Annotated in this window: 18 protein-coding genes; 3 read left to right on the top strand and 15 right to left on the bottom strand. The window is 69.9% G+C overall.

Annotated elements, in window-relative coordinates; genetic code table 11:
• Positions 1-4 precede the first annotated feature (4 nt).
• The 3 genes from ACGFU6_RS19995 (at position 5) to ACGFU6_RS19985 (ending at position 4,031) form a co-directional block, all read left to right on the top strand.
• On the top strand, positions 5-1,999 hold the full coding sequence (locus tag ACGFU6_RS19995) for a CocE/NonD family hydrolase (protein ID WP_393612449.1): 1,995 nt from the start codon (positions 5-7) through the stop codon (positions 1,997-1,999).
• 161 nt (positions 2,000-2,160) lie between these two features.
• Complete coding sequence (gene fahA / locus ACGFU6_RS19990; RefSeq protein WP_393612448.1) at positions 2,161-3,390, top strand: fumarylacetoacetase; 1,230 nt, start codon at positions 2,161-2,163, stop codon at positions 3,388-3,390.
• Positions 3,387-4,031 (top strand): GPP34 family phosphoprotein, encoded by a 645-nt coding sequence (locus ACGFU6_RS19985; protein WP_393612446.1) that lies wholly within the window; start codon positions 3,387-3,389, stop codon positions 4,029-4,031. Before fahA ends, ACGFU6_RS19985 begins: the two co-directional genes overlap by 4 nt.
• 112 nt (positions 4,032-4,143) lie before the next feature.
• Here ACGFU6_RS19985 and recQ read toward each other — a convergent pair whose 3' ends face one another.
• The 15 genes from recQ to ACGFU6_RS19910 form a co-directional block, all read right to left on the bottom strand.
• The gene (recQ, locus tag ACGFU6_RS19980; RefSeq protein ID WP_393612444.1) at positions 4,144-6,234 is read right to left on the bottom strand and encodes a DNA helicase RecQ; all 2,091 of its coding nucleotides are present in this window, start codon (positions 6,232-6,234) and stop codon (positions 4,144-4,146) included.
• Between the two features lie 117 nt (positions 6,235-6,351).
• The gene (gene nuoN / locus ACGFU6_RS19975) at positions 6,352-8,016 is read right to left on the bottom strand and encodes an NADH-quinone oxidoreductase subunit NuoN (protein ID WP_393612442.1); all 1,665 of its coding nucleotides are present in this window, start codon (positions 8,014-8,016) and stop codon (positions 6,352-6,354) included.
• Positions 8,013-9,584, bottom strand: a complete 1,572-nt coding sequence (locus ACGFU6_RS19970; protein WP_393612440.1) for an NADH-quinone oxidoreductase subunit M — start codon at positions 9,582-9,584, stop codon at positions 8,013-8,015. The genes nuoN and ACGFU6_RS19970 overlap by 4 nt, the downstream gene beginning before the upstream one ends.
• Positions 9,585-9,588: 4 nt before the next feature.
• A complete protein-coding gene (nuoL, locus tag ACGFU6_RS19965) occupies positions 9,589-11,484 on the bottom strand; it encodes an NADH-quinone oxidoreductase subunit L (protein WP_393612438.1) in 1,896 nt (631 codons plus the stop codon).
• Positions 11,485-11,499: 15 nt separating this feature from the next.
• Positions 11,500-11,799, bottom strand: coding sequence for an NADH-quinone oxidoreductase subunit NuoK (gene nuoK / locus ACGFU6_RS19960; protein WP_024493678.1), 300 nt, complete (start codon positions 11,797-11,799; stop codon positions 11,500-11,502).
• Entirely contained in the window at positions 11,796-12,626 is an 831-nt protein-coding gene (locus ACGFU6_RS19955; protein WP_393612436.1) for an NADH-quinone oxidoreductase subunit J, read from the bottom strand. Before ACGFU6_RS19955 ends, nuoK begins: the two co-directional genes overlap by 4 nt.
• The gene (gene nuoI / locus ACGFU6_RS19950; protein ID WP_123524250.1) at positions 12,623-13,345 is read right to left on the bottom strand and encodes an NADH-quinone oxidoreductase subunit NuoI; all 723 of its coding nucleotides are present in this window, start codon (positions 13,343-13,345) and stop codon (positions 12,623-12,625) included. Before nuoI ends, ACGFU6_RS19955 begins: the two co-directional genes overlap by 4 nt.
• Positions 13,338-14,741, bottom strand: a complete 1,404-nt coding sequence (gene nuoH, locus ACGFU6_RS19945; protein ID WP_393612434.1) for an NADH-quinone oxidoreductase subunit NuoH — start codon at positions 14,739-14,741, stop codon at positions 13,338-13,340. Before nuoH ends, nuoI begins: the two co-directional genes overlap by 8 nt.
• A complete protein-coding gene (locus ACGFU6_RS19940) occupies positions 14,738-17,245 on the bottom strand; it encodes an NADH-quinone oxidoreductase subunit G (protein ID WP_393612432.1) in 2,508 nt (835 codons plus the stop codon). Before ACGFU6_RS19940 ends, nuoH begins: the two co-directional genes overlap by 4 nt.
• The gene (gene nuoF, locus ACGFU6_RS19935; protein WP_393612430.1) at positions 17,242-18,606 is read right to left on the bottom strand and encodes an NADH-quinone oxidoreductase subunit NuoF; all 1,365 of its coding nucleotides are present in this window, start codon (positions 18,604-18,606) and stop codon (positions 17,242-17,244) included. Before nuoF ends, ACGFU6_RS19940 begins: the two co-directional genes overlap by 4 nt.
• On the bottom strand, positions 18,606-19,421 hold the full coding sequence (gene nuoE / locus ACGFU6_RS19930; RefSeq protein WP_393612650.1) for an NADH-quinone oxidoreductase subunit NuoE: 816 nt from the start codon (positions 19,419-19,421) through the stop codon (positions 18,606-18,608). Before nuoE ends, nuoF begins: the two co-directional genes overlap by 1 nt.
• 29 nt (positions 19,422-19,450) lie before the next feature.
• Positions 19,451-20,773: an NADH-quinone oxidoreductase subunit D gene (locus ACGFU6_RS19925; protein WP_393612428.1), complete on the bottom strand. Its 1,323-nt coding sequence runs from the start codon at positions 20,771-20,773 to the stop codon at positions 19,451-19,453.
• Positions 20,773-21,486: an NADH-quinone oxidoreductase subunit C gene (locus ACGFU6_RS19920; protein ID WP_393612426.1), complete on the bottom strand. Its 714-nt coding sequence runs from the start codon at positions 21,484-21,486 to the stop codon at positions 20,773-20,775. Before ACGFU6_RS19920 ends, ACGFU6_RS19925 begins: the two co-directional genes overlap by 1 nt.
• Positions 21,483-22,037 (bottom strand): NADH-quinone oxidoreductase subunit B family protein, encoded by a 555-nt coding sequence (locus ACGFU6_RS19915; protein ID WP_123524257.1) that lies wholly within the window; start codon positions 22,035-22,037, stop codon positions 21,483-21,485. The genes ACGFU6_RS19920 and ACGFU6_RS19915 overlap by 4 nt, the downstream gene beginning before the upstream one ends.
• Before the next feature lie 17 nt (positions 22,038-22,054).
• Positions 22,055-22,414, bottom strand: a complete 360-nt coding sequence (locus ACGFU6_RS19910) for an NADH-quinone oxidoreductase subunit A (protein WP_024491741.1) — start codon at positions 22,412-22,414, stop codon at positions 22,055-22,057.
• Positions 22,415-22,657: the final 243 nt, after the last annotated feature.

Raw genomic sequence — 22,657 nt, 5'->3', positions numbered from 1 at the left:
CCCCATGCGCATCCGCACCGAATTCCCGTACGAGACGACCCACGAGGACATCCGTATCCCGCTGCCGGACGGCACCCGGCTCTACGCCCGGATCTGGCGGCCGGTCACCGACGAACCGGTGCCCGCCCTCCTCGAGTACCTCCCCTACCGGCTGAGCGACTGGACCGCGCCGCGCGACGCGCAGCGCCACCCCTGGTACGCGGGCCACGGCTACGCCTCGGTGCGCGTCGACGTACGCGGCCACGGCAACAGCGAGGGGCTGCCGGGCGACGAGTACGACGCGACCGAGCTCGCGGACGGCGTCGCCGTCATCCACTGGCTCGCCCAGCAGGAGTGGTGCTCGGGGCGCGTCGGCATGTTCGGCATCTCCTGGGGCGGCTTCAACTCCCTCCAGATCGCCGCGCTCGCCCCCGAGCCGCTCAAGGCGATCGTCACCGTGTGCTCGGCGGACGACCGCTACGACAACGACGTCCACTACATGGGCGGCTCGGTCCTCGCCGTGGACATGCACGCCTGGGCCGCGACGATGCTCGCCTTCGTCTGCCGCCCGCCCGACCCGGCCCAGGTCGGCGACGCGTGGAAGGACATGTGGCTGGAGCGGCTCGAAGCCGTCGACCCCTTCATCCACACCTGGCTGGACCACCAGACGCGCGACGACTACTGGAAGCACGGCAGCGTCTGCGAGGACTACTCCGCCATCCAGGCGAACGTCCTGGCGGTCGGCGGCTGGCACGACCCGTACCGCGACACCGTGCTCCGGCTCGTCGAGCACCTGGACCCGGGACAGGTCCGTGGCCTGATCGGGCCGTGGTCGCACCAGTACCCCGACCGCGGTCTGCCGCCGGGGCCCGGCATCGGCTTCCTCCAGGAGACACTGCGCTGGTGGGACCAGCACCTCAAGGACAAGGACACCGGCGTGATGTCGGAGCCGCTGCTGAGGTCCTGGATCAGCGAGTCGCACCGGCCCGCCACGGTGTACGAGACCCTGCCCGGCCGCTGGGTCGGGGACACCAGCTGGCCCTCGGAGAACGTCTCGCCGGTCGCGTACGCCCTCAAGGGCGGCCCGCAGACCGTCGACTCACCGCAGCAGACCGGGGTGGACGCGGGCCGGTTCTTCCCGTTCGGCAACGACGCCGACCTGCCGCCCGACCAGCGCGACGAGGACGCCAAATCGGTGTCCTTCGAGTTCCCCGTCGAGGACGCGCCCATCGAGATTCTGGGCCGCCCGCGCGTACGGCTGCGCATCCGGATGGACGTGCCGCGCGGCCAGGCCATCGCCCGGCTGTGCGACGTCGCCCCCGACGGCTCCTCTACGCTCGTCACCCGCGGCGTCCTCAACCTCGCCGCCCGGCACGGCCGGGACCGCGCGGACGACTGGCCCGCCGGGGCCACCGAGGACGTGACGTTCGAACTGAACGGCATCGGCCACACCTTCCCGCCCGGCCACCGCATCAGGGTCGCGATCTCCTCCTCGTACTGGCCCTGGATCTGGCCCCAGGCCGGTTCGGCGGGCTTCACGCTCGACGCCGGGGGCAGCTTCGTCGAACTGCCGGTGCGCCGGCACACCGAGGACCCCGCGATCCACTTCGAGGAGCCCGAGCAGTCGGAGCCGCTCGGCGTCGTCTACCCCGCCACCCTCGACGAGCAGCGCCCCGAGCGACTGGTGATCCGCGACGTCGCCAAGGGCGAGTGGCGGATGGAGGTGGACCCGCGCTACGGCGGCACCCGGGTCTACCCCGACGGCCTCGAGTTCACCGAGGACGCGGTCGAGACGTACACGATCCAGGAGCGCGACCCGCTCTCCGCGCACACCCGCTCCGACTGGACGGTCCGGCTGCACCGGCCGGAGACGGCCTGGGACGCGCAGATCGACACGCGCTCCGAGATCAGCGCCGACGCGACCCACTTCATCACCTCCAACGAAGTGGTCTGCAAGGACGGCGGCGAGGTCGTCTTCCACCGGACCTGGGAGAAGCGCATCCCGCGTACCGCCGGCTGACAGCCTGCGAGCCGTGCCGCTGTATCCCCGTGCGTTCCCCCGGACGCGCAGGGATACAGCGGCATTTTCCGGGCATTGGGGGATCGTTGGGACTCTGCCGCCGGGTGGCGCCGCCGACGTAACGTGTCCCTCAAGCGACCTGGAAAGCGAGGCAGCAACAGATGCCCGAGCAGAGCAGCCCGCTCGAACTGGCCGAGGGCGATCCCTTCGGTCCGCACAACCTTCCGTACGGAGTGTTCTCCGCCCCCGACCGGCCCGGCGAGCGACGGGTCGGCGTGCGCATCGGCGGCCATGTGCTGGACGCCGGCGCGGCCGCACTGGCCCTCGGCTCGCCCTACGCGCAACTGCTGGCCCAGCCCGACCTGATGCCGCTGCTCGCGGCCGGCCGGACCGCCTGGAGCGATGTGCGCCGCGCGCTGACCGCCTGGGTGACGGTCCCGGCCCACCGCCCGGACATAGAGCCGCTGCTGCACCCGGTGGACTCCGTGACGCTCCACCTGCCCTACCGGGTGGCGGACTACGTCGACTTCTACGCCAGCGAGCACCACGCCACCAACGTCGGCCGGATCTTCCGCCCGGACGGCGACGCGCTCACCCCCAACTGGAAGCACCTGCCCATCGGTTACCACGGCAGGGCGGGCACGGTCGTGGTCTCCGGGACGGATGTGGCGCGCCCCTCGGGCCAGCGCAAGGCCCCCGCCGACCCGGCACCGGTCTTCGGCCCGTCCGTGAAGCTGGACATCGAGGCCGAGGTCGGCTTCGTCGTCGGCACCTCCTCGGAGCAGGGCCGTCCCGTCGCGCTCGCCGACTTCCGCGAGCACGTCTTCGGCCTGTCGCTGCTCAACGACTGGTCGGCGCGCGACATCCAGGCCTGGGAGTACGTGCCGCTCGGCCCCTTCCTCGGCAAGTCGTTCGCCACCTCGGTATCGGCCTGGGTGACCCCGCTGGAGGCCCTGGACGCCGCCCGCACCGCCCCGCCCGAGCGCGACTTCCCGCTGCTGCCCTACCTCGACGACGCGGACGAGGAGGAGCCCGGCGGCTTCGACCTCCGCCTCTCCGTCGCCATCAACGGCCAGGTCGTCGCGGAGCCGCCGTTCTCCACGATGTACTGGACGGCGGCCCAGCAGCTGGCCCAGATGACGGTGAACGGCGCCTCGCTGCGCACCGGCGATCTGTACGGCTCCGGCACCATCAGCGGCGCCGAGCCCGCCCAGCGCGGCTCCCTGCTCGAGCTCACCTGGAACGGCCGCGATCCGCTGGAACTCCCCGAGGGCAAGCGGACGTTCCTGGAGGACGGGGACACGGTGACGATCACGGCCTGGGCACCGGGTCCTGACGGCACCCGGGTCGGCCTCGGCGAAGTGACCGGACGGATCGTGACCGCGCCATGATCCCCACGCCCCGCCCGACGCTGCCCGAGGAACTGCTGCTGCTCGCGCTGGACCCGCTGCGCGGCAAGCCGTACTGCCGCAACCGCTTCCTCGAGTACGCGATGGCCGGGGCGGCCCTGGCGGAGCTGGAGCTCCAGGGCCGGATCACCGGGGAGCGCGGACAGATCCAGGTGGTCAACCCGCTGGAGCCGCCCGACCCGCTGCTGGCCGCACTGATGCGGAGCCGGCCTGCGCCGAGCAAGGGCGGACTGCTGTCCGGGGCATCGGCCAAGGGCTGGGTGCGGCACGCGGGGCGGCAGGTCGAGGGCATGCATCTGGACGCCCTCGTGCAGCGTGGCATCCTGCGCCGGGAGACCCACCGCTTCCTCGGCCTGCTCCCCTACCACCGCCATCCGGTGGCGGCGAAGGACCTGGCCGCGCAGGCCCGGCAGCAGTTCGCCGCCGCCGAACAGGCCGGCTTCCCCGACCACCGCAGCCGGGCGCTCGCCGCCCTCGTTTCGGCGGCCGGCCTCAGCCGCTTCGTCGCCACCGGCCGCGGCAGCCGCGGCGCGATGCGCCACCTGGTCCGCGAGCAGTGGCCGGCCCACGCGGTGCACCGCAACGTCCGCCAGGACAGGTCCAACCAGTCGGGCGGCGGGTAGGGCTCTCGCCCCGGCGCACGGCCCGCGAGGAAGCACGGGCCCGCCCCGGCGCGCGGTCACCGGTCACCGGTCACCGCCGCGAGCGGCGTTCACACGCTCGGGGGAGCCTCACTCAGTCGAACTCCGGCGGCTCCTCGTCCCAGCCGAACTCCGGGTCGGGGTCCTGAGCCACGGGCCGGGACGCGGCGGTGGCGGGCACGGGCGCCGGGGACGCGGCCTGGATCGGCAGCGGAGGCGCTTCCGGAGACGCTGCCGGGGCCGGAGACGCTGCCGGGGCCGGGGCCTCCGCAGGGACCGGGGCCTCCGCAGGTGCCTCGCCGAACGACGCGAGGACCTCCAGCACCCCGTCCCCGTACGTCGCCAGCTTCTTCTCGCCCAGGCCGCTGATGCCGCCCAGCTCGGCGGTGGAGGACGGGCGCAGCGTCGCGATCTCGCGGAGCGTCGCGTCGTGGAAGATCACGTAGGCCGGGAGGCCCAGCTCCTTCGCCTGGGCTCCGCGCCAGGCGCGCAGGGCCTCGAAGACCGGCACGGCCTGCTCCGGCAGCTCGGCGGCCGCCGCCGTGGACTTCGCCTTCCGGTCGCCCTTCGAGGAGCGCGACGCGGGCTTCGGGGCCTCCTTGCGCAGCAGCACCTCGCGCTCCCGGCCGAGGACCGAGGCGCTCTCCTCCGTCAGCACCAGCGTGCCGTACTCGCCCTCGACCGCGAGCAGGCCCTGGGCCAGCAGCTGGCGGACCACGCCGCGCCACTCCGCCTCGGCCAGCTCCTCGCCGATGCCGAACACCGAGAGCTGGTCGTGGTCGAACTGGATGATCTTCGCCGTCTTGCGGCCCAGCAGGATGTCGATGATCTGGCCAGCGCCGAACTTCTGGCCGCGCTCCCGCTTCAGCCGTACCACCGTGGACAGCAGCTTCTGGGAGACCACCGTGCCGTCCCAGGTCTCGGGCGGGGCCAGGCAGGTGTCGCAGTTGCCGCAGGAGGCGGTGGCGGGCTCCTGGCCGAAGTACTTCAGCAGCTGGGCCCGGCGGCACCGCACGGTCTCGCACAGGGCCAGCATGGAGTCCAGGTGCGAGGCGGCGCGGCGGCGGAAGGCCTCGTCGCCCTCGCCGCCCTGGATGAGCTTGCGCTGCTGGACGACGTCCTGGAGCCCGTAGGCCATCCAGGCCGTGGACGGGGCGCCGTCACGGCCGGCGCGGCCGGTCTCCTGGTAGTAGCCCTCGACGGACTTCGGCAGGTCGAGGTGGGCGACGAAGCGCACGTCCGGCTTGTCGATGCCCATGCCGAACGCGATCGTCGCGACGACGACCAGGCCCTCCTCGCGCAGGAAGCGGGACTGGTGGAGCGCACGGATGCCGGCGTCCAGGCCCGCGTGGTACGGGACGGCCTCGATGCCGTTGCGGCAGAGGTACTCGGCGGTCTTCTCGGTGGAGTTGCGCGAGAGGCAGTAGACGATGCCCGCGTCCCCGGCGTGCTCCTCCTTGAGGAAGGACAGCAGCTGCTTCTTCGGGTCGGCCTTGGGCACGATGCGGTACTGGATGTTGGGCCGGTCGAAGCCCGCCACGAAGTGCTTGGCGTCGGGCATGCCCAGGCGCTGGGTGATCTCCTCGTGCGTGGCCGCGGTCGCCGTCGCCGTCAGCGCGATCCGGGGTACGTCGGGCCAGCGCTCGCCCAGCACGGACAGGGCCAGGTAGTCGGGCCGGAAGTCGTGGCCCCACTGGGCGACGCAGTGCGCCTCGTCGATGGCGAAGACGGCGACCTCGCCCCGGGAGAGCAGGCCGAGCGTGGAGTCCAGCCGGAGCCGCTCCGGGGCCAGGTACAGCAGATCGAGCTCGCCCGCGACGTACTGGGCCTCCATCGAGCGGCGCTCGTCGAGGTCCTGCGTGGAGTTGATGAACCCGGCCCGCACGCCCAGTGCCCGCAGCGCGTCCACCTGGTCCTGCATCAGGGCGATCAGGGGTGAGATGACGATGCCCGTACCGGGCCTGACCAGGGACGGGATCTGGTAGCAGAGCGACTTGCCGCCGCCGGTCGGCATGAGCACCACGGCGTCCCCGCCGGCCACCACATGGTCGACGACCGCTTCCTGCTCACCCCGGAACGCCTCGTACCCGAAAACCCGGTGGAGCGTCTGCCGTGCGTCGCTCTCGGTCACACCCATGGTCACGCCTGTCACGCCCGTCCCGCTCATCGCTCTGTCCCCCGGCATCCGGCCCGTTCCTGTCTCCGCGCTCTCCTGCCACGATAGGCGCCGCGTACGACAACGCCGGACGGGCTTGACTTACAAGCACGTCCGGCGCTGTTCCGGCGGTGGTACGGGTCACCCCTACCGCACGAAGACTCCCGCCTGGCTCGCCAGGTCCAGGAAGTACTGCGGGGCCAGGCCCAGCACCAGCGTGACCGCGACACCGACCGCGATCGTGGTCATCGTCAGCGGGGACGGGACGGCGACCGTGGGGCCGTCCGCCTTCGGCTCGCTGAAGAACATCAGCACGATGACCCGGATGTAGAAGAACGCGGCGATCGCGGACGAGATCACACCGACGACGACCAGGCCGCCGGCGCCACCGTCGGCCGCGGCCTTGAACACCGCGAACTTCCCGGAGAAGCCCGAGGTCAGCGGGATACCGGCGAAGGCCAGCAGGAACACCGCGAAGACCGCGGCGACCAGCGGGGAGCGGCGGCCGAGGCCGGCCCACTTCGACAGGTGCGTCGCCTCGCCGCCCGCGTCGCGCACCAGGGTGACGACGGCGAAGGCGCCGACCGTCACGAAGGAGTACGTGGCCAGGTAGAAGAGGACCGAGGAGATGCCCTCCGGGGTGGCCGCGATGACACCGGCGAGGATGAAGCCGGCGTGCGCGATCGAGGAGTAGGCAAGCAGCCGCTTGATGTCGGTCTGGGTGATGGCGACGACCGCGCCGCCCAGCATCGTGACGATCGCGACGCCCCACATGACGGGGCGCAGGTCCCAGGTGAGGCCCGGCAGCACCACGTACAGCAGGCGCAGCAGCGCACCGAACGCGGCGACCTTGGTGGCCGCCGCCATGAAGCCGGTGACCGGGGTCGGGGCGCCCTGGTAGACGTCCGGGGTCCACATGTGGAACGGGACGGCGCCGACCTTGAAGAGCAGGCCGGTCAGGATCATCGCGCCGCCGATGAGCAGCAGCGCGTCGTTGCCCATGGTGTCCGCGAGCGCCGGGTCGATCTTCTGGACGGAACCGTCCACCACGGCGGCGATCTTCGCGTACGAGACGGAGCCCGCGTAGCCGTAGAGCAGGGCGATCCCGAAGAGCAGGAACGCCGAGGAGAAGGCGCCGAGCAGGAAGTACTTCACCGCGGCCTCCTGCGACATCAGCCGCTTGCGGCGGGCGACGGCGCACAGGAGGTAGAGCGGGAGCGAGAAGACTTCCAGGGCCACGAAGAGCGTCAGCAGATCGTTGGCCGCCGGGAAGACCAGCATGCCCGCGACCGAGAAGAGGATCAGCGGGAAGACTTCGGTGGTGGTGAACCCGGCCTTGACCGCGGCCTTCTCGCTGTCGCTGCCGGGCACGGACGCGGCCTGCGCGGCGAAGGAGTCGACCCTGTTGCCGTGCGAGGCGGGGTCGAGCCGCCGCTCCGCGAAGGTGAAGACGGCGACCAGCGACGTCAGCAGGATGGTGCCCTGGAGGAACAGGGCGGGCCCGTCGATCGCGACGGCCCCCATCGCGGCGATGTGCGCCTTCGTCGTACCGTATCCGTCGGCCGCGAGGCCGATCACCGCGGCGAACGCGGCGACCAGGGCGACGACCGTCAGGAAGATCTGCGTGTGGTAGCGGGCCCGGCGCGGCACGAAGGCCTCGACGAGGACGCCCAGTACGGCGACTCCGATCACGATCAGGACCGGGGTCAGCTGGGTGTACTCGATGACCGGTGCCTTGAACTTCTCGTCAGGCGCGGCCGACGTCACCCCGCCCGCCATCGTCCACAGGCTGTGGACAGCTGTTGCGCTCACTTGACGGCCTCCACCTGGGGCTGCGGGTCCTTCTTCTGTACGTCCGACATGGTGTGCTGCACCGCCGGGTTGACGATCTCCGTCAGCGGCTTCGGGTAGACGCCCAGGAAGATCAGCAGGGCGATCAGCGGGACGACCACCACCAGTTCACGGACCTTGAGGTCCGTCATGCCCTGGACCTCGGCCTTGACCGGCCCCGTCATCGTCCGCTGGTAGAGCACCAGGACGTAGATCGCGGCGAGCACGATCCCGGTGGTGGCGATGATGCCGGCCACCGGATAGGCGGAGAACACGCCGACCAGGACCAGGAACTCACTGACGAACGGGGCGAGCCCCGGCAGCGACAGGGTGGCCAGACCGCCGATCAGGAAGGTGCCGGCCAGAATCGGGGCCACCTTCTGGACTCCGCCGTAGTCGGCGATGAGCCGTGAGCCGCGCCGGGTGATCAGGAAGCCCGCCACCAGCATCAGCGCGGCCGTCGAGATGCCGTGGTTGATCATGTAGAGCGTCGCACCCGACTGGCCCTGGCTCGTCATCGCGAAGATGCCCAGGATGATGAAGCCGAAGTGCGAGATCGACGCGTAGGCGATCAGCCGCTTGATGTCGCGCTGGCCGACGGCGAGCAGCGCCCCGTAGACGATGCTGATCAGCGCCAGGACCAGGACCACCGGGGTGGCCCACTTGCTGGCCTCCGGGAAGAGCTGGAGGCAGAAGCGCAGCATCGCGAAGGTGCCGACCTTGTCGACGACGGCGGTGATCAGCACGGCGACCGGGGTGGTCGCCTCCCCCATCGCGTTGGGCAGCCAGGTGTGCAGCGGCCACAGCGGGGCCTTCACCGCGAAGGCGAAGAAGAACCCGAGGAAGAGCCAGCGCTCGGTGCTGGTCGCCATGGAGAACGTGCCGTTGGCGCGGGCCTCGGCGATCTCGGAGAGCGAGAACGTCCCCGCGACCGTGTAGAGCCCGATCACCGCGGCCAGCATGATGAGGCCGCCGACCAGGTTGTAGAGGAGGAACTTCACCGCCGCGTACGAGCGTTGCGCCGCGGCGTTCTCGTCGCTGCCGGTGTGGGCCCGGTCCCCGAAGCCGCCGATGAGGAAGTACATCGGGATGAGCATGGCTTCGAAGAGGATGTAGAAGAGGAAGACGTCGGTGGCGACGAAGGAGAGGACCACCATCGCTTCGACCATCAGGATCAGGGCGAAGAAGCCCTGAGTGGGGCGCCAGCGCGAGGAGTTGGTCTCCAGGGGGTCGGCGTCGTGCCAGCCGGCCAGGATGACGAAGGGGATCAGCAGGGCGGTGAGCGCCATGAGCGCCAGCCCGATGCCGTCCACGCCCAGTTCGTACCGCACGCCGAAGTCCTTGATCCAGGCGTGCGATTCGGTGAGCTGGAAGCGGCTGCCGCCGGGCTCGAAGCGGACGAGCGCGATGGCCGCCAGCACCAGGGTGCCCAGTGAGAAGGCCAGGGCCAGCCATTTGGCGGCGGTGCGCCGTGCGGCCGGGACGGCGGCGGTGGCGATCGCGCCGATCGCCGGGAGCGCCGCCGTCGCTGTCAGGAGGGGAAAGGACATGTGATCAGACCGCCCTCATCAGCAGGGTCGCGGCGATGAGAACCGCCGTACCGCCGAACATCGAGACCGCGTAGGAGCGGGCGTAGCCGTTCTGCAGTTTTCGCAGCCGGCCGGAGAGCCCGCCCATGGAGGCGGCCGTGCCGTTGACGACCCCGTCGACCAGGGTGTGGTCCATGTAGACCAGGGAGCGGGTGAGGTGCTCGCCGCCGCGGACCAGGACCACGTGGTTGAAGTCGTCCTGGAGGAGATCGCGGCGGGCGGCCCGGGTGAGCAGCGAGCCGCGCGGGGCGACCGCGGGCACGGGCTTGCGCCCGTACATGAGCCAGGCGACGCCGACTCCGATCACCAGCACCACCATGGTGGCGGCGGTGACGGTGGTGGCGCCGACCGGGGCGTCTCCGTGGTTGTGGCCGGTGACGGGCTCCAGCCAGTGCAGGAAGCGGTCACCGATGGAGAAGAAGCCACCGGCGAAGACCGAACCGAAGGCCAGCACGATCATGGGGATCGTCATGGACTTCGGGGACTCGTGCGGATGCGGCTCGTGGCCCTCCGCGTCCGGGACCCAGCGCTTCTCGCCGAAGAACGTCAGCAGCATCACGCGCGTCATGTAGAACGCGGTGATCCCGGCCCCCACCAGGGTCACGGCTCCCAGGATCCAGCCCTCGGTGCCACCCTTGGCGAAGGCCGCCTCGATGATCTTGTCCTTGGAGAAGAAGCCGGACAGTCCGGGGAAGCCGATGATCGCGAGGTAGCCGAGGCCGAAGGTGACGAAGGTGACCGGCATGTACTTCCGCAGGCCGCCGAACTTCCTCATGTCGACCTCGTCGTTCATGCCGTGCATGACCGAACCGGCGCCGAGGAAGAGCCCGGCCTTGAAGAAGCCGTGCGTCACCAGGTGCATGATCGCGAAGACGTAGCCGATCGGGCCGAGCCCGGCGGCCAGGATCATGTAGCCGATCTGCGACATCGTCGAGCCTGCGAGGGCCTTCTTGATGTCGTCCTTCGCGCAACCGACGATCGCACCGAAGATCAGCGTGACCGCGCCGACGACCACGACCACCAGCTGGGCGTCCGGGGCGGCGTTGAAGATCGCGCCGGAGCGGACGATGAGGTAGACGCCCGCGGTGACCATGGTGGCGGCGTGGATCAGGGCCGAGACCGGGGTCGGGCCCTCCATCGCGTCACCGAGCCAGGACTGCAGCGGCACCTGGGCGGACTTGCCGCAGGCGGCGAGGAGCAGCATCAGGCCGATCGCCGTCAGCTTGCCCTCGCTCGCCCCGCCGGTCGCCTCCAGGACGGGACCGAAGGCGAAGGTGCCGAAGGTGGTGAACATCAGCATGATCGCGATCGACAGGCCCATGTCACCGACGCGGTTGACCAGGAAGGCCTTCTTCGCGGCGGTGGCCGCGCTGGGCTTGTGCTGCCAGAAGCCGATGAGCAGGTACGACGCCAGACCGACGCCCTCCCACCCGACGTACAGCAGCAGGTAGTTGTCGGCGATGACCAGGATCAGCATCGCCGCGAGGAAGAGGTTCAGATAGCCGAAGAAGCGGCGCCGGCGCTCGTCGTGCGCCATGTAGCCGATCGAGTAGATGTGGATCAGCGTGCCCACACCGGTGATCAGCAGCACGAACGTCATCGACAGCTGGTCGAGCTGGAAGGCCACATCGGCCTGGAAGCCTTCGACCGGAATCCAGCTGAACAGCTTCTGGTGCAGCGCCCGGTCCTCCGCGCCCTTCCCCAGCATGTCGAGGAAGAGCACCACGCCGATGACGAAGGAGGCGCCGGCGAGCAGGGTGCCGAGATAGTGGCCCACGCGGTCCAGGCGTCGGCCGCCGCACAGCAGCACCGCCGCTCCGAGCAGGGGCGCCGCGACAAGCAGCGCAATCAGGTTCTCCACAGTTCCTAGCTCCCCTTACAGCTTCATCAGGCTGGCGTCGTCGACCGAGGCCGAGTGGCGGGAACGGAACAGCGACACGATGATCGCGAGCCCGACCACGACCTCCGCGGCGGCGACGACCATCGTGAAGAAGGCGATGATCTGGCCGTCGAGGTTGCCGTGCATGCGGGAGAAGGTGACGAACGCGAGGTTGCAGGCGTTGAGCATCAGCTCCACGCACATGAACACCACGATCGCGTTCCGCCTGATCAGCACTCCGGACGCGCCGATGGTGAACAGCAGTGCGGCGAGATAGAGGTAGTTGACCGGGTTCACTTGGCGACCTCCTCTTCCTCTGTGGTGTCCCGGCCGAGCCGTTCGCCGGAGCGCTGCTCCAGCGCCTTGAGCTCGGCCAGCGACTCGTGGGACACATCGCGCATCTGGCCGCGCTTGCGCAGCGTCTGCATCACGGTGAGTTCGGACGGGGTGCCGTCGGGCAGCAGACCGGCGATGTCCACGGCGTTGTGCCGGGCGTAGACACCGGGGGCGGGCAGCGGCGGCAGGTGGCTGCTGCGTACGCGCTCCTCGGACATCTCCCGCTGGGTCTTGGCCCGTTCGGTGCGCTCGCGGTGGGTGAGCACCATGGCGCCGACGGTCGCGGTGATCAGCAGGGCGCCGGTGATCTCGAAGGCGAAGACGTACTTGGTGAAGATGAGGCTGGCCAGCCCCTCGACGTTTCCGCCGTGCTCGGCGTTGGCCGTGCCGAGCCCGTTGAAGCTGTTCAGCGAGGCGTTGCCGATGCCGGCGATCAGGAGGACACCGAAGCCGAGCCCGCAGCCGACGGCCAGCCAGCGCTGGCCCTTGAGGGTCTCCTTCAGGGAGTCCGCCGCCGTGACACCGACGAGCATGACCACGAAGAGGAACAGCATCATGATCGCGCCGGTGTAGACGACGACCTGGACGATGCCCAGGAAGTACGCCCCGTTGGCGAGGTAGAAGACCGCCAGGATGATCATGGTCCCGGCGAGGCTCAGCGCACTGTGCACGGCCCTCCTCATCAGGACGGTGGACAGCGCGCCGATCACGGCGACGGTGCCGAGCACCCAGAACTGGAAGGCCTCGCCGGTCGAGGTCTGGGAGGCCGCAGCGGCCAGGCCGGTCATGCGTCCACCTCCGAGCCGTTGCTCTCGTGCGCGTCCTCGGCCGGCTTCTCGCCCTTGGAGACGGCGACCTGACGTTCCGTACCGGGGGCGACCTCGGTCACCAGGCCCCGGTAGTAGTCCTGTTCGTCCGTGCCGGGGAAGATCGCGTGCGGGCTGTCGACCATGCCTTCCTCCAGGCCCGCGAGCAGCTCGTCCTTGGTATAGATGAGGCTCTCGCGGGTGGTGTTGGCCAGCTCGAACTCGTTGGTCATCGTCAGCGCCCGGGTCGGGCAGGCCTCGATGCACAGTCCGCACAGGATGCAGCGCGCGTAGTTGATCTGGTAGACGCGGCCGTAGCGCTCCCCCGGGGAGTAGCGCTCCTCGTCGGTGTTGTCCGCGCCCTCGACGTAGATCGCGTCCGCCGGACAGGCCCAGGCGCACAGCTCGCAGCCGATGCACTTCTCCAGGCCGTCCGGGTGGCGGTTGAGCTGGTGCCGGCCGTGGAAGCGCGGCGCCGTCACCTTCGGCGTCTCCGGATACTGCTCGGTCAGCCGCTTCTTGAACATGGCCTTGAAGGTCACGCCGAAGCCGGCCACCGGATTCTGGAACTTGTCGTCCGAGGACTGCGGGGACTGGGCGGACCCGCCGGCCCCCGAACCCCCGGAAGCCACACTCGACCCCGTCGGCCCGGTGGCCTTCGGGGGCCTCTCGGACCCCCGCGACTCAGGCAGTTCAGACATGGTCGGCCTCCTTTCCGTCACTCGGATTTCCGTCACTCTGAGTATCCACGCCGCCACTGACAACGAGCTCGCGCTCACGGCGCGGCACCCGCCTCGGCACGGGCGGCAGGGTCTGTCCGGGCAGTGGTGGCACCGGGAACCCGCCCGCCATCGGGTCGAACGCGGGTTCCGGCTCGGCCTCCGCCTCGGCGGCCCGGCCCTTCCTGTCGCGGAACATGTCGACCACGAAGGAGATCAGCAGGATCGCGATCACGGCCCCGGCCACGTAGAGCAGGATCTTCGAGTAGTCGTAGCCCTCGTTGCGCAGCGCCCGCACCGTGGCGACCAGCATCAGCCAGACCACGGAGACCGGGATCAGGACCTTCCAGCCCAGCTTCATCAGCTGGTCGTAACGGACCCGGGGCAGCGTGCCGCGCAGCCAGATGAAGAAGAACAGCAGCAGCTGGACCTTGATGACGAACCAGAGCATCGGCCACCAGCCGTGGTTCGCGCCCTCCCAGAAGGTGCTGATCGGCCACGGGGCCCGCCAGCCGCCCAGGAACAGGGTGATGGAGACCGCGGAGACGGTGACCATGTTGACGTACTCGGCGAGCATGAACATCGCGAACTTGATGGACGAGTACTCGGTGTTGAAGCCGCCGACCAGGTCGCCCTCGGACTCGGGCATGTCGAACGGGGCGCGGTTGGTCTCACCGACCATCGTGATGATGTAGATGATGAACGAGACCGGCAGCAGCAGGATGAACCAGCGGTCCTGCTGCGCCTCCACGATCTTCGAGGTCGACATCGACCCGGAGTAGAGGAACACCGAGGCGAAGGCGGCACCCATCGCGATCTCGTAGCTGATCATCTGCGCGCACGAGCGCAGACCACCGAGCAGCGGATACGTCGATCCGGAGGACCAGCCCGCCAGGACGATGCCGTAGATCCCGACCGAGGCGACCGCGAGGATGTAGAGCATCGCGATCGGCAGGTCGGTGAGCTGCATCGCCGTACGGTGCCCGAAGATCGAGACCTCGTTGCCGGACGGGCCGAACGGGATCACCGCGATCGCCATGAACGCCGGTACGGCGGCGACGATCGGGGCGAGGATGTAGACGACCTTGTCCGCCCGCTTGACGACCAGGTCCTCCTTCAGCATCAGCTTGATGCCGTCGGCCAGCGACTGGAGCATGCCCCAGGGGCCGTGCCGGTTGGGACCGATGCGCAGCTGCATCCAGGCGACGACCTTGCGCTCCCACACGATGGAGAAGAGCACGGTCACCATCAGGAACGCGAAGCAGAAGACCGCCTTGACGACGACGAGCCACCAGGGGTCGGTGCCGAACATCGACAGGTCCTCGGCGGCGAGCACCGCGCTGTGCGGGGCCGCGGCCAGTTGAGCGAGGGCAGTCACGCTCGCACCTCCGGTGTGACGTCGGGAGTACCCGGTGCGGCGGGACCGATCCGCACCAGACCGCCGGGCTGGGCGCCGGTTGTGGCCGGCACGCCCCGTCCGGTGGAGTTCAGCGGCACCCAGACCACCCGGTCCGGCATGTCGGTCACCTGGAGCGGGAGTTCCACGCTCCCGGCCGGACCGCTCACGGCCAGCAGGTCGCCGTCCTTGACTCCGGTCTCGGCCGCGGTGACGGCGGAGAGCCGGGCGACCGCGGCGTGCCGGGTACCGGCCAGCGCCGTGTCGCCCTCCTGGAGCCGGCCCAGGTCGAGCAGCATCCGGTGGCCCGCGAGGACCGCCTCGCCGTCGCCGGGCCTGGGCAGCGGCTGGGACGCCTCACGCGGGTCGTCCGCGTGCGTGCCCTGCCACCCGCCGAGGCGGTCCAGCTCGCGGCGGACCGACTTCAGGTCCGGCAGCGCGAAGTGGACGTCCAGCGCGTCGGCCAGCATGTGCAGCACCCGGGCATCGCCCGGCGCGAGGGTCCGGGTCATCTGCTCGGGCTTCAGCGCGGCCTCGAACATCCGGGCCCTGCCCTCCCAGTTGAGGAAGGTGCCGGACTTCTCGGCGACCGCGGCCACCGGGAACACCACGTCGGCGCGGTCGGTGACCTCGCTGGGGCGCAGTTCGAGGGAGACCAGGAAGCCGACCCGGTCCAGGGCCTCCAGGGCCAGGGCGGGGTCGGGCAGGTCCGCGGTCTCGACCCCGGCGACGAGCAGCGCGCCCAGTTCACCGGAGGCGGCGGCCTCGATGATCTGGCCGGTGTCGCGGCCGAAGCGGGACGGGAGTTCGGCGACGCCCCACAGGGCCGCCACCTCGTCCCGGGCCCTCGGGTCGGTGGACGGGCGGCCGCCGGGCAGCAGCGACGGGAGTGCGCCCGCCTCCACCGCGCCGCGTTCGCCGGCCCGCCGGGGAATCCACACCAGGCCGGCGCCGGTGGCGGCGGCGGCCCGTACCGCGGCGGTCGGGCCGCCCGGCACACCGGCCAGCCGCTCCCCCACCACGATCAGGGCGCCGTCGCCGCGCAGCGCCTCGGCCGCGGCGGCTCCGTCGCCGTCCAGGCCGACGCCGCCCGCGATCGCGTCCAGCCACTCCGTCTCGGTTCCGGGGGCGGCCGGCAGCAGGGTGCCGCCCGCCTTGGTGAGCCCGCGGGTGGCGTGCGAGGCGATCCCGAAGGTCCGCTGGCCGCTCTTGCGGTTGGCCTTGCGCAGCCGCAGGAAGACGCCGGGCGCCTCCTCCTCGGACTCGAAGCCGACCAGCAGCACGGCCGGTGCCTTCTCCAGCGAGGTGTACGTGGCTCCGGCGCCGTCCAGATCGCGGCCGCGCCCGGCGACGCGGGCGGCCAGGAAGTCACCCTCCTCGCTGCTGTGCACCCGGGCCCGGAAGTCGATGTCGTTGGTGTCCAGGGCGATCCGGGCGAACTTGCTGTACGCGTAGGCGTCCTCGACGGTCAGCCGGCCGCCGGTGAGGACTCCGGCCCGGCCGCGTGCGGCGGCGAGTCCGGTGGCCGCGGCCGCCAGCGCCTCGGGCCAGCTCGCCGGCTCCAGTTCGCCGGACTCGCCCCGCACCAGCGGGGTGGTGAGCCGGTCGCGCTGCTGGGCGTAGCGGAAGCCGAAGCGGCCCTTGTCGCAGAGCCACTCCTCGTTGACCTCGGGGTCGTTGGAGGCGAGCCGCCGCATGACCTTGCCGCGCCGGTGGTCGGTGCGGGTGGCGCAGCCGCCGGCGCAGTGCTCGCACACGGAGGGCGAGGACACCAGGTCGAAGGGGCGGGAGCGGAACCGGTAGGCCGCCGAGGTCAGCGCGCCGACCGGGCAGATCTGGATGGTGTTGCCGGAGAAGTACGACTCGAACGGGTCGCCCTCGCCGATGCCGACCTGCTGGAGCGCGCCGCGCTCGATCAGCTCGATCATCGGGTCGCCCGCCACCTGGTTGGAGAACCGGGTGCAGCGCGCGCAGAGCACGCACCGCTCACGGTCGAGCAGCACCTGGGTGGAGATCGGGACGGGCTTCTCGTACGTGCGCTTCTGCCCGTCGAAACGGGAGGTCGCGTCGCCGTGCGACATCGCCTGGTTCTGCAGCGGGCACTCGCCGCCCTTGTCGCAGACCGGGCAGTCCAGCGGGTGGTTGATGAGCAGCAGCTCCATCACACCGCGCTGCGCCTTGTCCGCGACGGGCGAGGTGATCTGCGACTTGACGACCATGCCGTCGGTGCAGGTGATGGTGCAGGACGCCATCGGCTTGCGCTGGCCCTCGACCTCGACGATGCACTGGCGGCAGGCGCCGGCCGGGTCGAGGAGCGGGTGGTCGCAGAAGCGCGGGATCTCGATGCCGAGGAGTTCGGCGGCCCGGATGACCAGGGTGCCCTTGGGCACGCTGATCCCGATGCCGTCGATGGTCAGCGTGACGAGGTCCTCGGGCGGGAGAGCCGCCTCGCCGCCCCCGGAGGGCGCACTCGTGGTGACTGTCATGCGTTCACCCCCCGGTGAGCGTTCTTGTCGTCGGCCCAGACGGTCGACTTGGCGGGATCGAAGGGGCAGCCCTTGCCCGTGATGTGCTGCTCGTACTCCTCGCGGAAGTACTTGAGCGAGGAGAAGATCGGCGAGGCGGCGCCGTCACCGAGGGCGCAGAACGACTTGCCGTTGATGTTGTCGGCGATGTCGTTCAGCTTGTCGAGGTCCGGCATCTGGCCCTTGCCGGCCTCGATGTCGCGGAGCAACTGGACCAGCCAGTACGTGCCCTCACGGCATGGCGTGCACTTGCCGCAGGACTCGTGGGCGTAGAACTCGGTCCACCGGGTGACGGCCCGCACGACGCAGGTCGTCTCGTCGAAGCACTGGAGCGCCTTGGTGCCGAGCATGGAACCGGCGGCGCCGACGCCCTCGTAGTCGAGGGGTACGTCGAGGTGCTCGTCGGTGAACATCGGGGTGGACGAGCCGCCCGGGGTCCAGAACTTGAGCCGGTGACCGGGGCGCATGCCGCCGCTGATGTCGAGGAGCTGGCGCAGCGTGACGCCGAGGGGGGCCTCGTACTGGCCGGGGCCCGCGACGTGTCCGCTGAGCGAGTACAGCGTGAAGCCCGGGGACTTCTCGCTGCCCATCGACTTGAACCAGTCCTTGCCCTTGTTCAGGATCGCGGGAACCGAGGCGATGGACTCGACGTTGTTCACCACAGTGGGGCAGGCGTACAGACCGGCGACCGCGGGGAAGGGCGGCCGGAGCCGGGGCTGGCCGCGCCGTCCTTCGAGCGAGTCGAGCAGCGCCGTCTCCTCACCGCAGATGTAGGCGCCGGCGCCCGCGTGCACGGTGAGTTCCAGATCGAGTCCGGAGCCCATGATGTCCTTGCCGAGATAGCCCGCCTCGTATGCCTCGCGCACGGCCTCGTGCAGCCGCCGCAGTACGGGGACGACTTCACCGCGCAGGTAGATGAAGGCGTGCGAGGAGCGGATCGCGTAGCAGGCGATCACGATGCCTTCGATGAGGCTGTGCGGGTTGGCGAAGAGGAGCGGGATGTCCTTGCAGGTCCCCGGCTCCGACTCGTCGGCGTTGACCACCAGGTAGTGCGGTTTGCCGTCGCCCTGCGGGATGAACTGCCACTTCATCCCGGTGGGGAAGCCGGCGCCGCCCCGGCCGCGCAGACCGGAGTCCTTGACGTACGCGATGAGGTCGTCCGGGGACATGGCCAGCGCCTTGCGCAGTCCCTCGTAGCCCTCGTGGCGGCGGTAGGTCTCCAGCGTCCAGGACTCGGGCTCGTCCCAGAAGGCGGACAGGACCGGTGCCAGAAGCTTCTCGGGACTCGTCCCGTTCTTGTCGATTTCGGCGGCCAACGTCATCACTCCCCCTCCTCGGCTGCGGGACCGGCCGGGTGGTCCGGGTCGGATGCCGAGGTCTGCTGTGGCGCGTCATGGGAGCTGAGGTGTTCGGCACCCTTCTGCGGTTCGTCACGCGGGGCTTCGCCGCGCTGGCCCACCACGCGGGGCTGCGGCCCGGCCTCGCCCTTGGCCAGCTTCAGGCCGATCAGCGAGGCGGGTCCGGCGCCGCCGGTCGCCTCGACCGCGCCGGGGCGCTCGTCGGGGAAGCCGGCCAGTATCCGGGCGGTGTCCTTGTACGTGCACAGCGGGGCGCCGCGGGTCGGCTCGACGGTGCGGCCGGCGATCAGGTCGTCGACGAGCTGTGTCGCGCTCTCGGGCGTCTGGTTGTCGAAGAACTCCCAGTTCACCATCACGACGGGCGCGAAGTCGCAGGCCGCGTTGCACTCGATGTGTTCGAGGGTGACCTTGCCGTCCTGGGTCGTCTCGTCGTTGCCGACGCCGAGGTGCTCCTTGAGCGTGTCGAAGATGGCGTCGCCGCCCATCACCGCGCAGAGCGTGTTGGTGCAGACGCCGACCTGGTAGTCACCGCTCGGCCTGCGCCGGTACATCGTGTAGAAGGTGGCGACCGCGGTGACCTCGGCGGTGGTGAGGCCGAGCAGTTCGGCGCAGAACGCCATGCCCGTACGGGAGACGAACCCCTCCTCCGACTGCACCAGGTGCAGCAGCGGCAGCAGCGCGGAGCGGCTGCCGGGGTAGCGCGCGATCACCTCCTTCGCGTCCGCTTCGAGCCTGGCGCGCACCTCGGCCGGGTAGGCGGGGGCGGGGAGCTGCGGCATCCCCAGACTGACTTCGCTGCGTGCTTCGGTCACCGGTCGACGCCTCCCATCACGGGGTCGATGGACGCGACGGCGACGATGACGTCAGCGACCTGGCCGCCCTCGCACATCGCCGCCATGGCCTGGAGGTTGGTGAAGGACGGGTCGCGGAAGTGGACCCGGTAGGGGCGGGTGCCGCCGTCCGAGACGACGTGCACGCCGAGTTCGCCCTTGGGCGACTCGACGGCGGTGTACGCCTGCCCGGCCGGGACCCGGAAGCCCTCGGTCACCAGCTTGAAGTGGTGGATCAGGGCCTCCATGGAGGTGCCCATGATCTTCCTGATGTGGTCGAGCGAGTTGCCGAGTCCGTCCGGTCCGAGCGCGAGCTGCGCGGGCCAGGCGATCTTCTTGTCGGCGACCATGACCGGGCCGGGGGCGAGCCGGTCGATGCACTGCTCGATGATCCGCAGCGACTGGCGCATCTCCTCGAGACGGACGAGGAAGCGGCCGTAGGAGTCGCAGCTGTCGGCGGTGGGGACGTCGAACTCGTAGTCCTCGTAGCCGCAGTACGGGTCGGTCTTGCGCAGGTCGTGCGGGAGTCCGGCGGAGCGCAGGACGGGACCGGTGGCGCCGAGCGCCATGCAGCCGGTCAGGTCGAGGTAGCCGACGTCCTGCATGCGGGCCTTGAAGATGGGGTTGCCGGTGGCGAGCTTGTCGTACTCCGGCAGGTTCTTCTTCATGGTCTTCACGAACTCGCGCAGGTGGTCGACCGTGCCCGGCGGCAGGTCCTGGGCGAGCCCGCCGGGCCGGACGAACGCGTGGTTCATCCGCAGGCCGGTGATCAGCTCGAAGAGATCGAGAACGAGTTCACGATCGCGGAAGCCGTAGATCATGATCGTGGTGGCGCCGAGCTCCATGCCGCCGGTGGCGAGGCACACCAGGTGCGAGGAGATCCGGTTGAGCTCCATCAGCAGCACGCGCAGGACGGTCGCCCGGTCGGGGATCTGGTCCTCGATGCCGAGGAGCTTCTCCACCCCCAGGCAGTACGCCGTCTCGTTGAAGAACGGCGTCAGGTAGTCCATGCGCGTGACGAAGGTGGTGCCCTGCGTCCAGTTCCGGAATTCGAGGTTCTTCTCGATACCGGTGTGGAGGTAGCCGATGCCGCAGCGGGCCTCGGTGACGGTCTCGCCGTCGATCTCCAGGATCAGCCGGAGCACACCGTGCGTGGACGGGTGCTGGGGGCCCATGTTGACGATGATGCGTTCGTCGTCGGAGGCGGCCGCCGACTGGACGACCTCGTCCCAGTCGCCGCCGGTGACTGTATATACAGTCCCCTCGGTCGTGGCCCTGGGCGTTGCGTGGGGAGTGGTCATCAGGAGTACGACCTCCGCTGGTCCGGAGCCGGGATCTGGGCGCCCTTGTACTCGACGGCGATGCCGCCGAGCGGGTAGTCCTTGCGCTGCGGGAAGCCCTGCCAGTCGTCCGGCATCATGATCCGGGTGAGGGCGGGATGCCCGTCGAAGACGAGCCCGAAGAAGTCGTACGTCTCGCGCTCGTGCCAGTCGTTGGTCGGGTAGACCGACACGAGGGACGGGATGTGCGGATCGCGGTCCGGCGCGGACACCTCCAGCCGGATCAGCCGGCCGTGGGTGAGGGAGCGCAGGTGGTAGACGGCGTGCAGCTCACGCCCCTTGTCACCGAGGAAGTGGACGCCGCTCACCCCCGTACAGAGCTCGAAGCGCAGTGCCGGGTCGTCGCGCAGGGTCTTCGCGACGGTGGGCAGGTGCTCGCGGGCGATGTGGAACGTCAGCTCGCCTCGGTCCACGACGGTCTTCTCGATGGCGTTGGCGGGAAGCAGGCCCTGTTCCTCCAGGGCCCCTTCGAGCTCGTCGGCCACCTCGTCGAACCAGCCGCCGTACGGGCGCGAGGTGGCGCCCGGCAGCGTGACGGTGCGGACGAGCCCGCCGTAGCCCGAGGTGTCGCCGCCGTTGTCGGCGCCGAACATGCCCTTGCGTACGCCGATGACCTCGCCGGTCTCGTCGCGCGGGGAGGGGACGCCATTGGCGCCGGGCTCCTGCTCGCTCATCGAAGCAGCCCCTTCATCTCGATCAGGGGCAGTGCGTTGATCGCCGCTTCCTCCGCCTCGCGGGCGGCCTCCTCCGCGTTGACCCCGAGCTTGGAGCCCTGGATCTTCTGGTGGAGCTTCAGGATCGCGTCGATCAGCATCTCGGGACGCGGCGGGCAACCCGGCAAATAGATATCAACCGGAACAATGTGGTCAACACCCTGAACAATGGCGTAATTATTGAACATCCCGCCCGATGACGCGCAAACCCCCATGGAGATAACCCACTTGGGGTTCGGCATCTGGTCGTAGACCTGCCGCAGAACGGGCGCCATCTTCTGGCTGACCCGCCCTGCCACGATCATCAGGTCCGCCTGCCGCGGCGATCCGCGGAAGACCTCCATCCCGAACCGGGCCAGGTCGTAGCGACCGGCCCCGGTCGTCATCATCTCGATGGCGCAGCAGGCGAGGCCGAAGGTGGCCGGGAAGACGGAGGACTTCCGTACCCAGCCGGCGGCCTGCTCGACAGTGGTCAGCACGAAGCCGCTGGGCAGCTTCTCTTCGAGTCCCATAAGTGCCCCTCAGCCCCTCAGTCCCATTCCAGGCCGCCACGACGCCACACATACGCGTAGGCGACGAAGACGGTGAGCACGAAGAGCAGCATCTCGACGAGCCCGAAAATCCCCAGGGCGTCGAAGGTGACCGCCCAGGGATAGAGGAAGACGATCTCGATGTCGAAGACGATGAAGAGCATCGCCGTCAGGTAGTACTTGATCGGGAAACGGCCGCCTCCGGCTGGAGTGGGGGTGGGTTCGATACCGCACTCGTACGCTTCCTGCTTTGCCCGGTTGTACCGCTTGGGGCCGATAAGCGTGGCGCTGACCACGGAGAAGATCGCAAACCCTGCCCCGAGGGCGCCGAGCACGAGGATGGGCGCGTAGGCATTCACGCTCCTCGCTCCTTCCAGTCGTCCTTGACCGTTGGACCGCATCGGGCAATCTGGCTCGCCACCCCACCAAGATCGTGCACATGTGAGGCAGTTCACAAGCCCGACTGCCCCGCATCCTATGCCCGCCGTCCTGTGATCTGCGACACGGGGTACGACAACGTCTTTGTGATCTCCACCACCTGACGAACGATCATGAAGTCGGATGAGCGGTGATCTTCATACACGAAGCGGCCGAGTGATCAC

The sequence above is a fragment of the Streptomyces sp. NPDC048462 genome (assembly GCF_043200175.1).
Lineage (GTDB): Bacteria > Actinomycetota > Actinomycetes > Streptomycetales > Streptomycetaceae > Streptomyces.
This window is presented reverse-complemented; position numbering and strand designations above follow the sequence as displayed.

Coding starts and splice junctions, on each gene's coding strand:
- ACGFU6_RS19920 (WP_393612426.1), bottom strand. CDS start 21,486: ATGAGCGAGCAGGAGCCCGGCGCCAATGGCGTCCCCTCCCCGCGCGAC.
- ACGFU6_RS19955 (WP_393612436.1), bottom strand. CDS start 12,626: ATGACCGGCCTGGCCGCTGCGGCCTCCCAGACCTCGACCGGCGAGGCC.
- ACGFU6_RS19940 (WP_393612432.1), bottom strand. CDS start 17,245: ATGACAGTCACCACGAGTGCGCCCTCCGGGGGCGGCGAGGCGGCTCTC.
- recQ (WP_393612444.1), bottom strand. CDS start 6,234: ATGCCGGGGGACAGAGCGATGAGCGGGACGGGCGTGACAGGCGTGACC.
- nuoE (WP_393612650.1), bottom strand. CDS start 19,421: ATGCCGCAGCTCCCCGCCCCCGCCTACCCGGCCGAGGTGCGCGCCAGG.
- nuoF (WP_393612430.1), bottom strand. CDS start 18,606: ATGACGTTGGCCGCCGAAATCGACAAGAACGGGACGAGTCCCGAGAAG.
- ACGFU6_RS19925 (WP_393612428.1), bottom strand. CDS start 20,773: ATGACCACTCCCCACGCAACGCCCAGGGCCACGACCGAGGGGACTGTA.
- ACGFU6_RS19985 (WP_393612446.1), top strand. CDS start 3,387: ATGATCCCCACGCCCCGCCCGACGCTGCCCGAGGAACTGCTGCTGCTC.
- ACGFU6_RS19915 (WP_123524257.1), bottom strand. CDS start 22,037: ATGGGACTCGAAGAGAAGCTGCCCAGCGGCTTCGTGCTGACCACTGTC.
- ACGFU6_RS19995 (WP_393612449.1), top strand. CDS start 5: ATGCGCATCCGCACCGAATTCCCGTACGAGACGACCCACGAGGACATC.
- fahA (WP_393612448.1), top strand. CDS start 2,161: ATGCCCGAGCAGAGCAGCCCGCTCGAACTGGCCGAGGGCGATCCCTTC.
- nuoI (WP_123524250.1), bottom strand. CDS start 13,345: ATGTCTGAACTGCCTGAGTCGCGGGGGTCCGAGAGGCCCCCGAAGGCC.
- ACGFU6_RS19970 (WP_393612440.1), bottom strand. CDS start 9,584: ATGTCCTTTCCCCTCCTGACAGCGACGGCGGCGCTCCCGGCGATCGGC.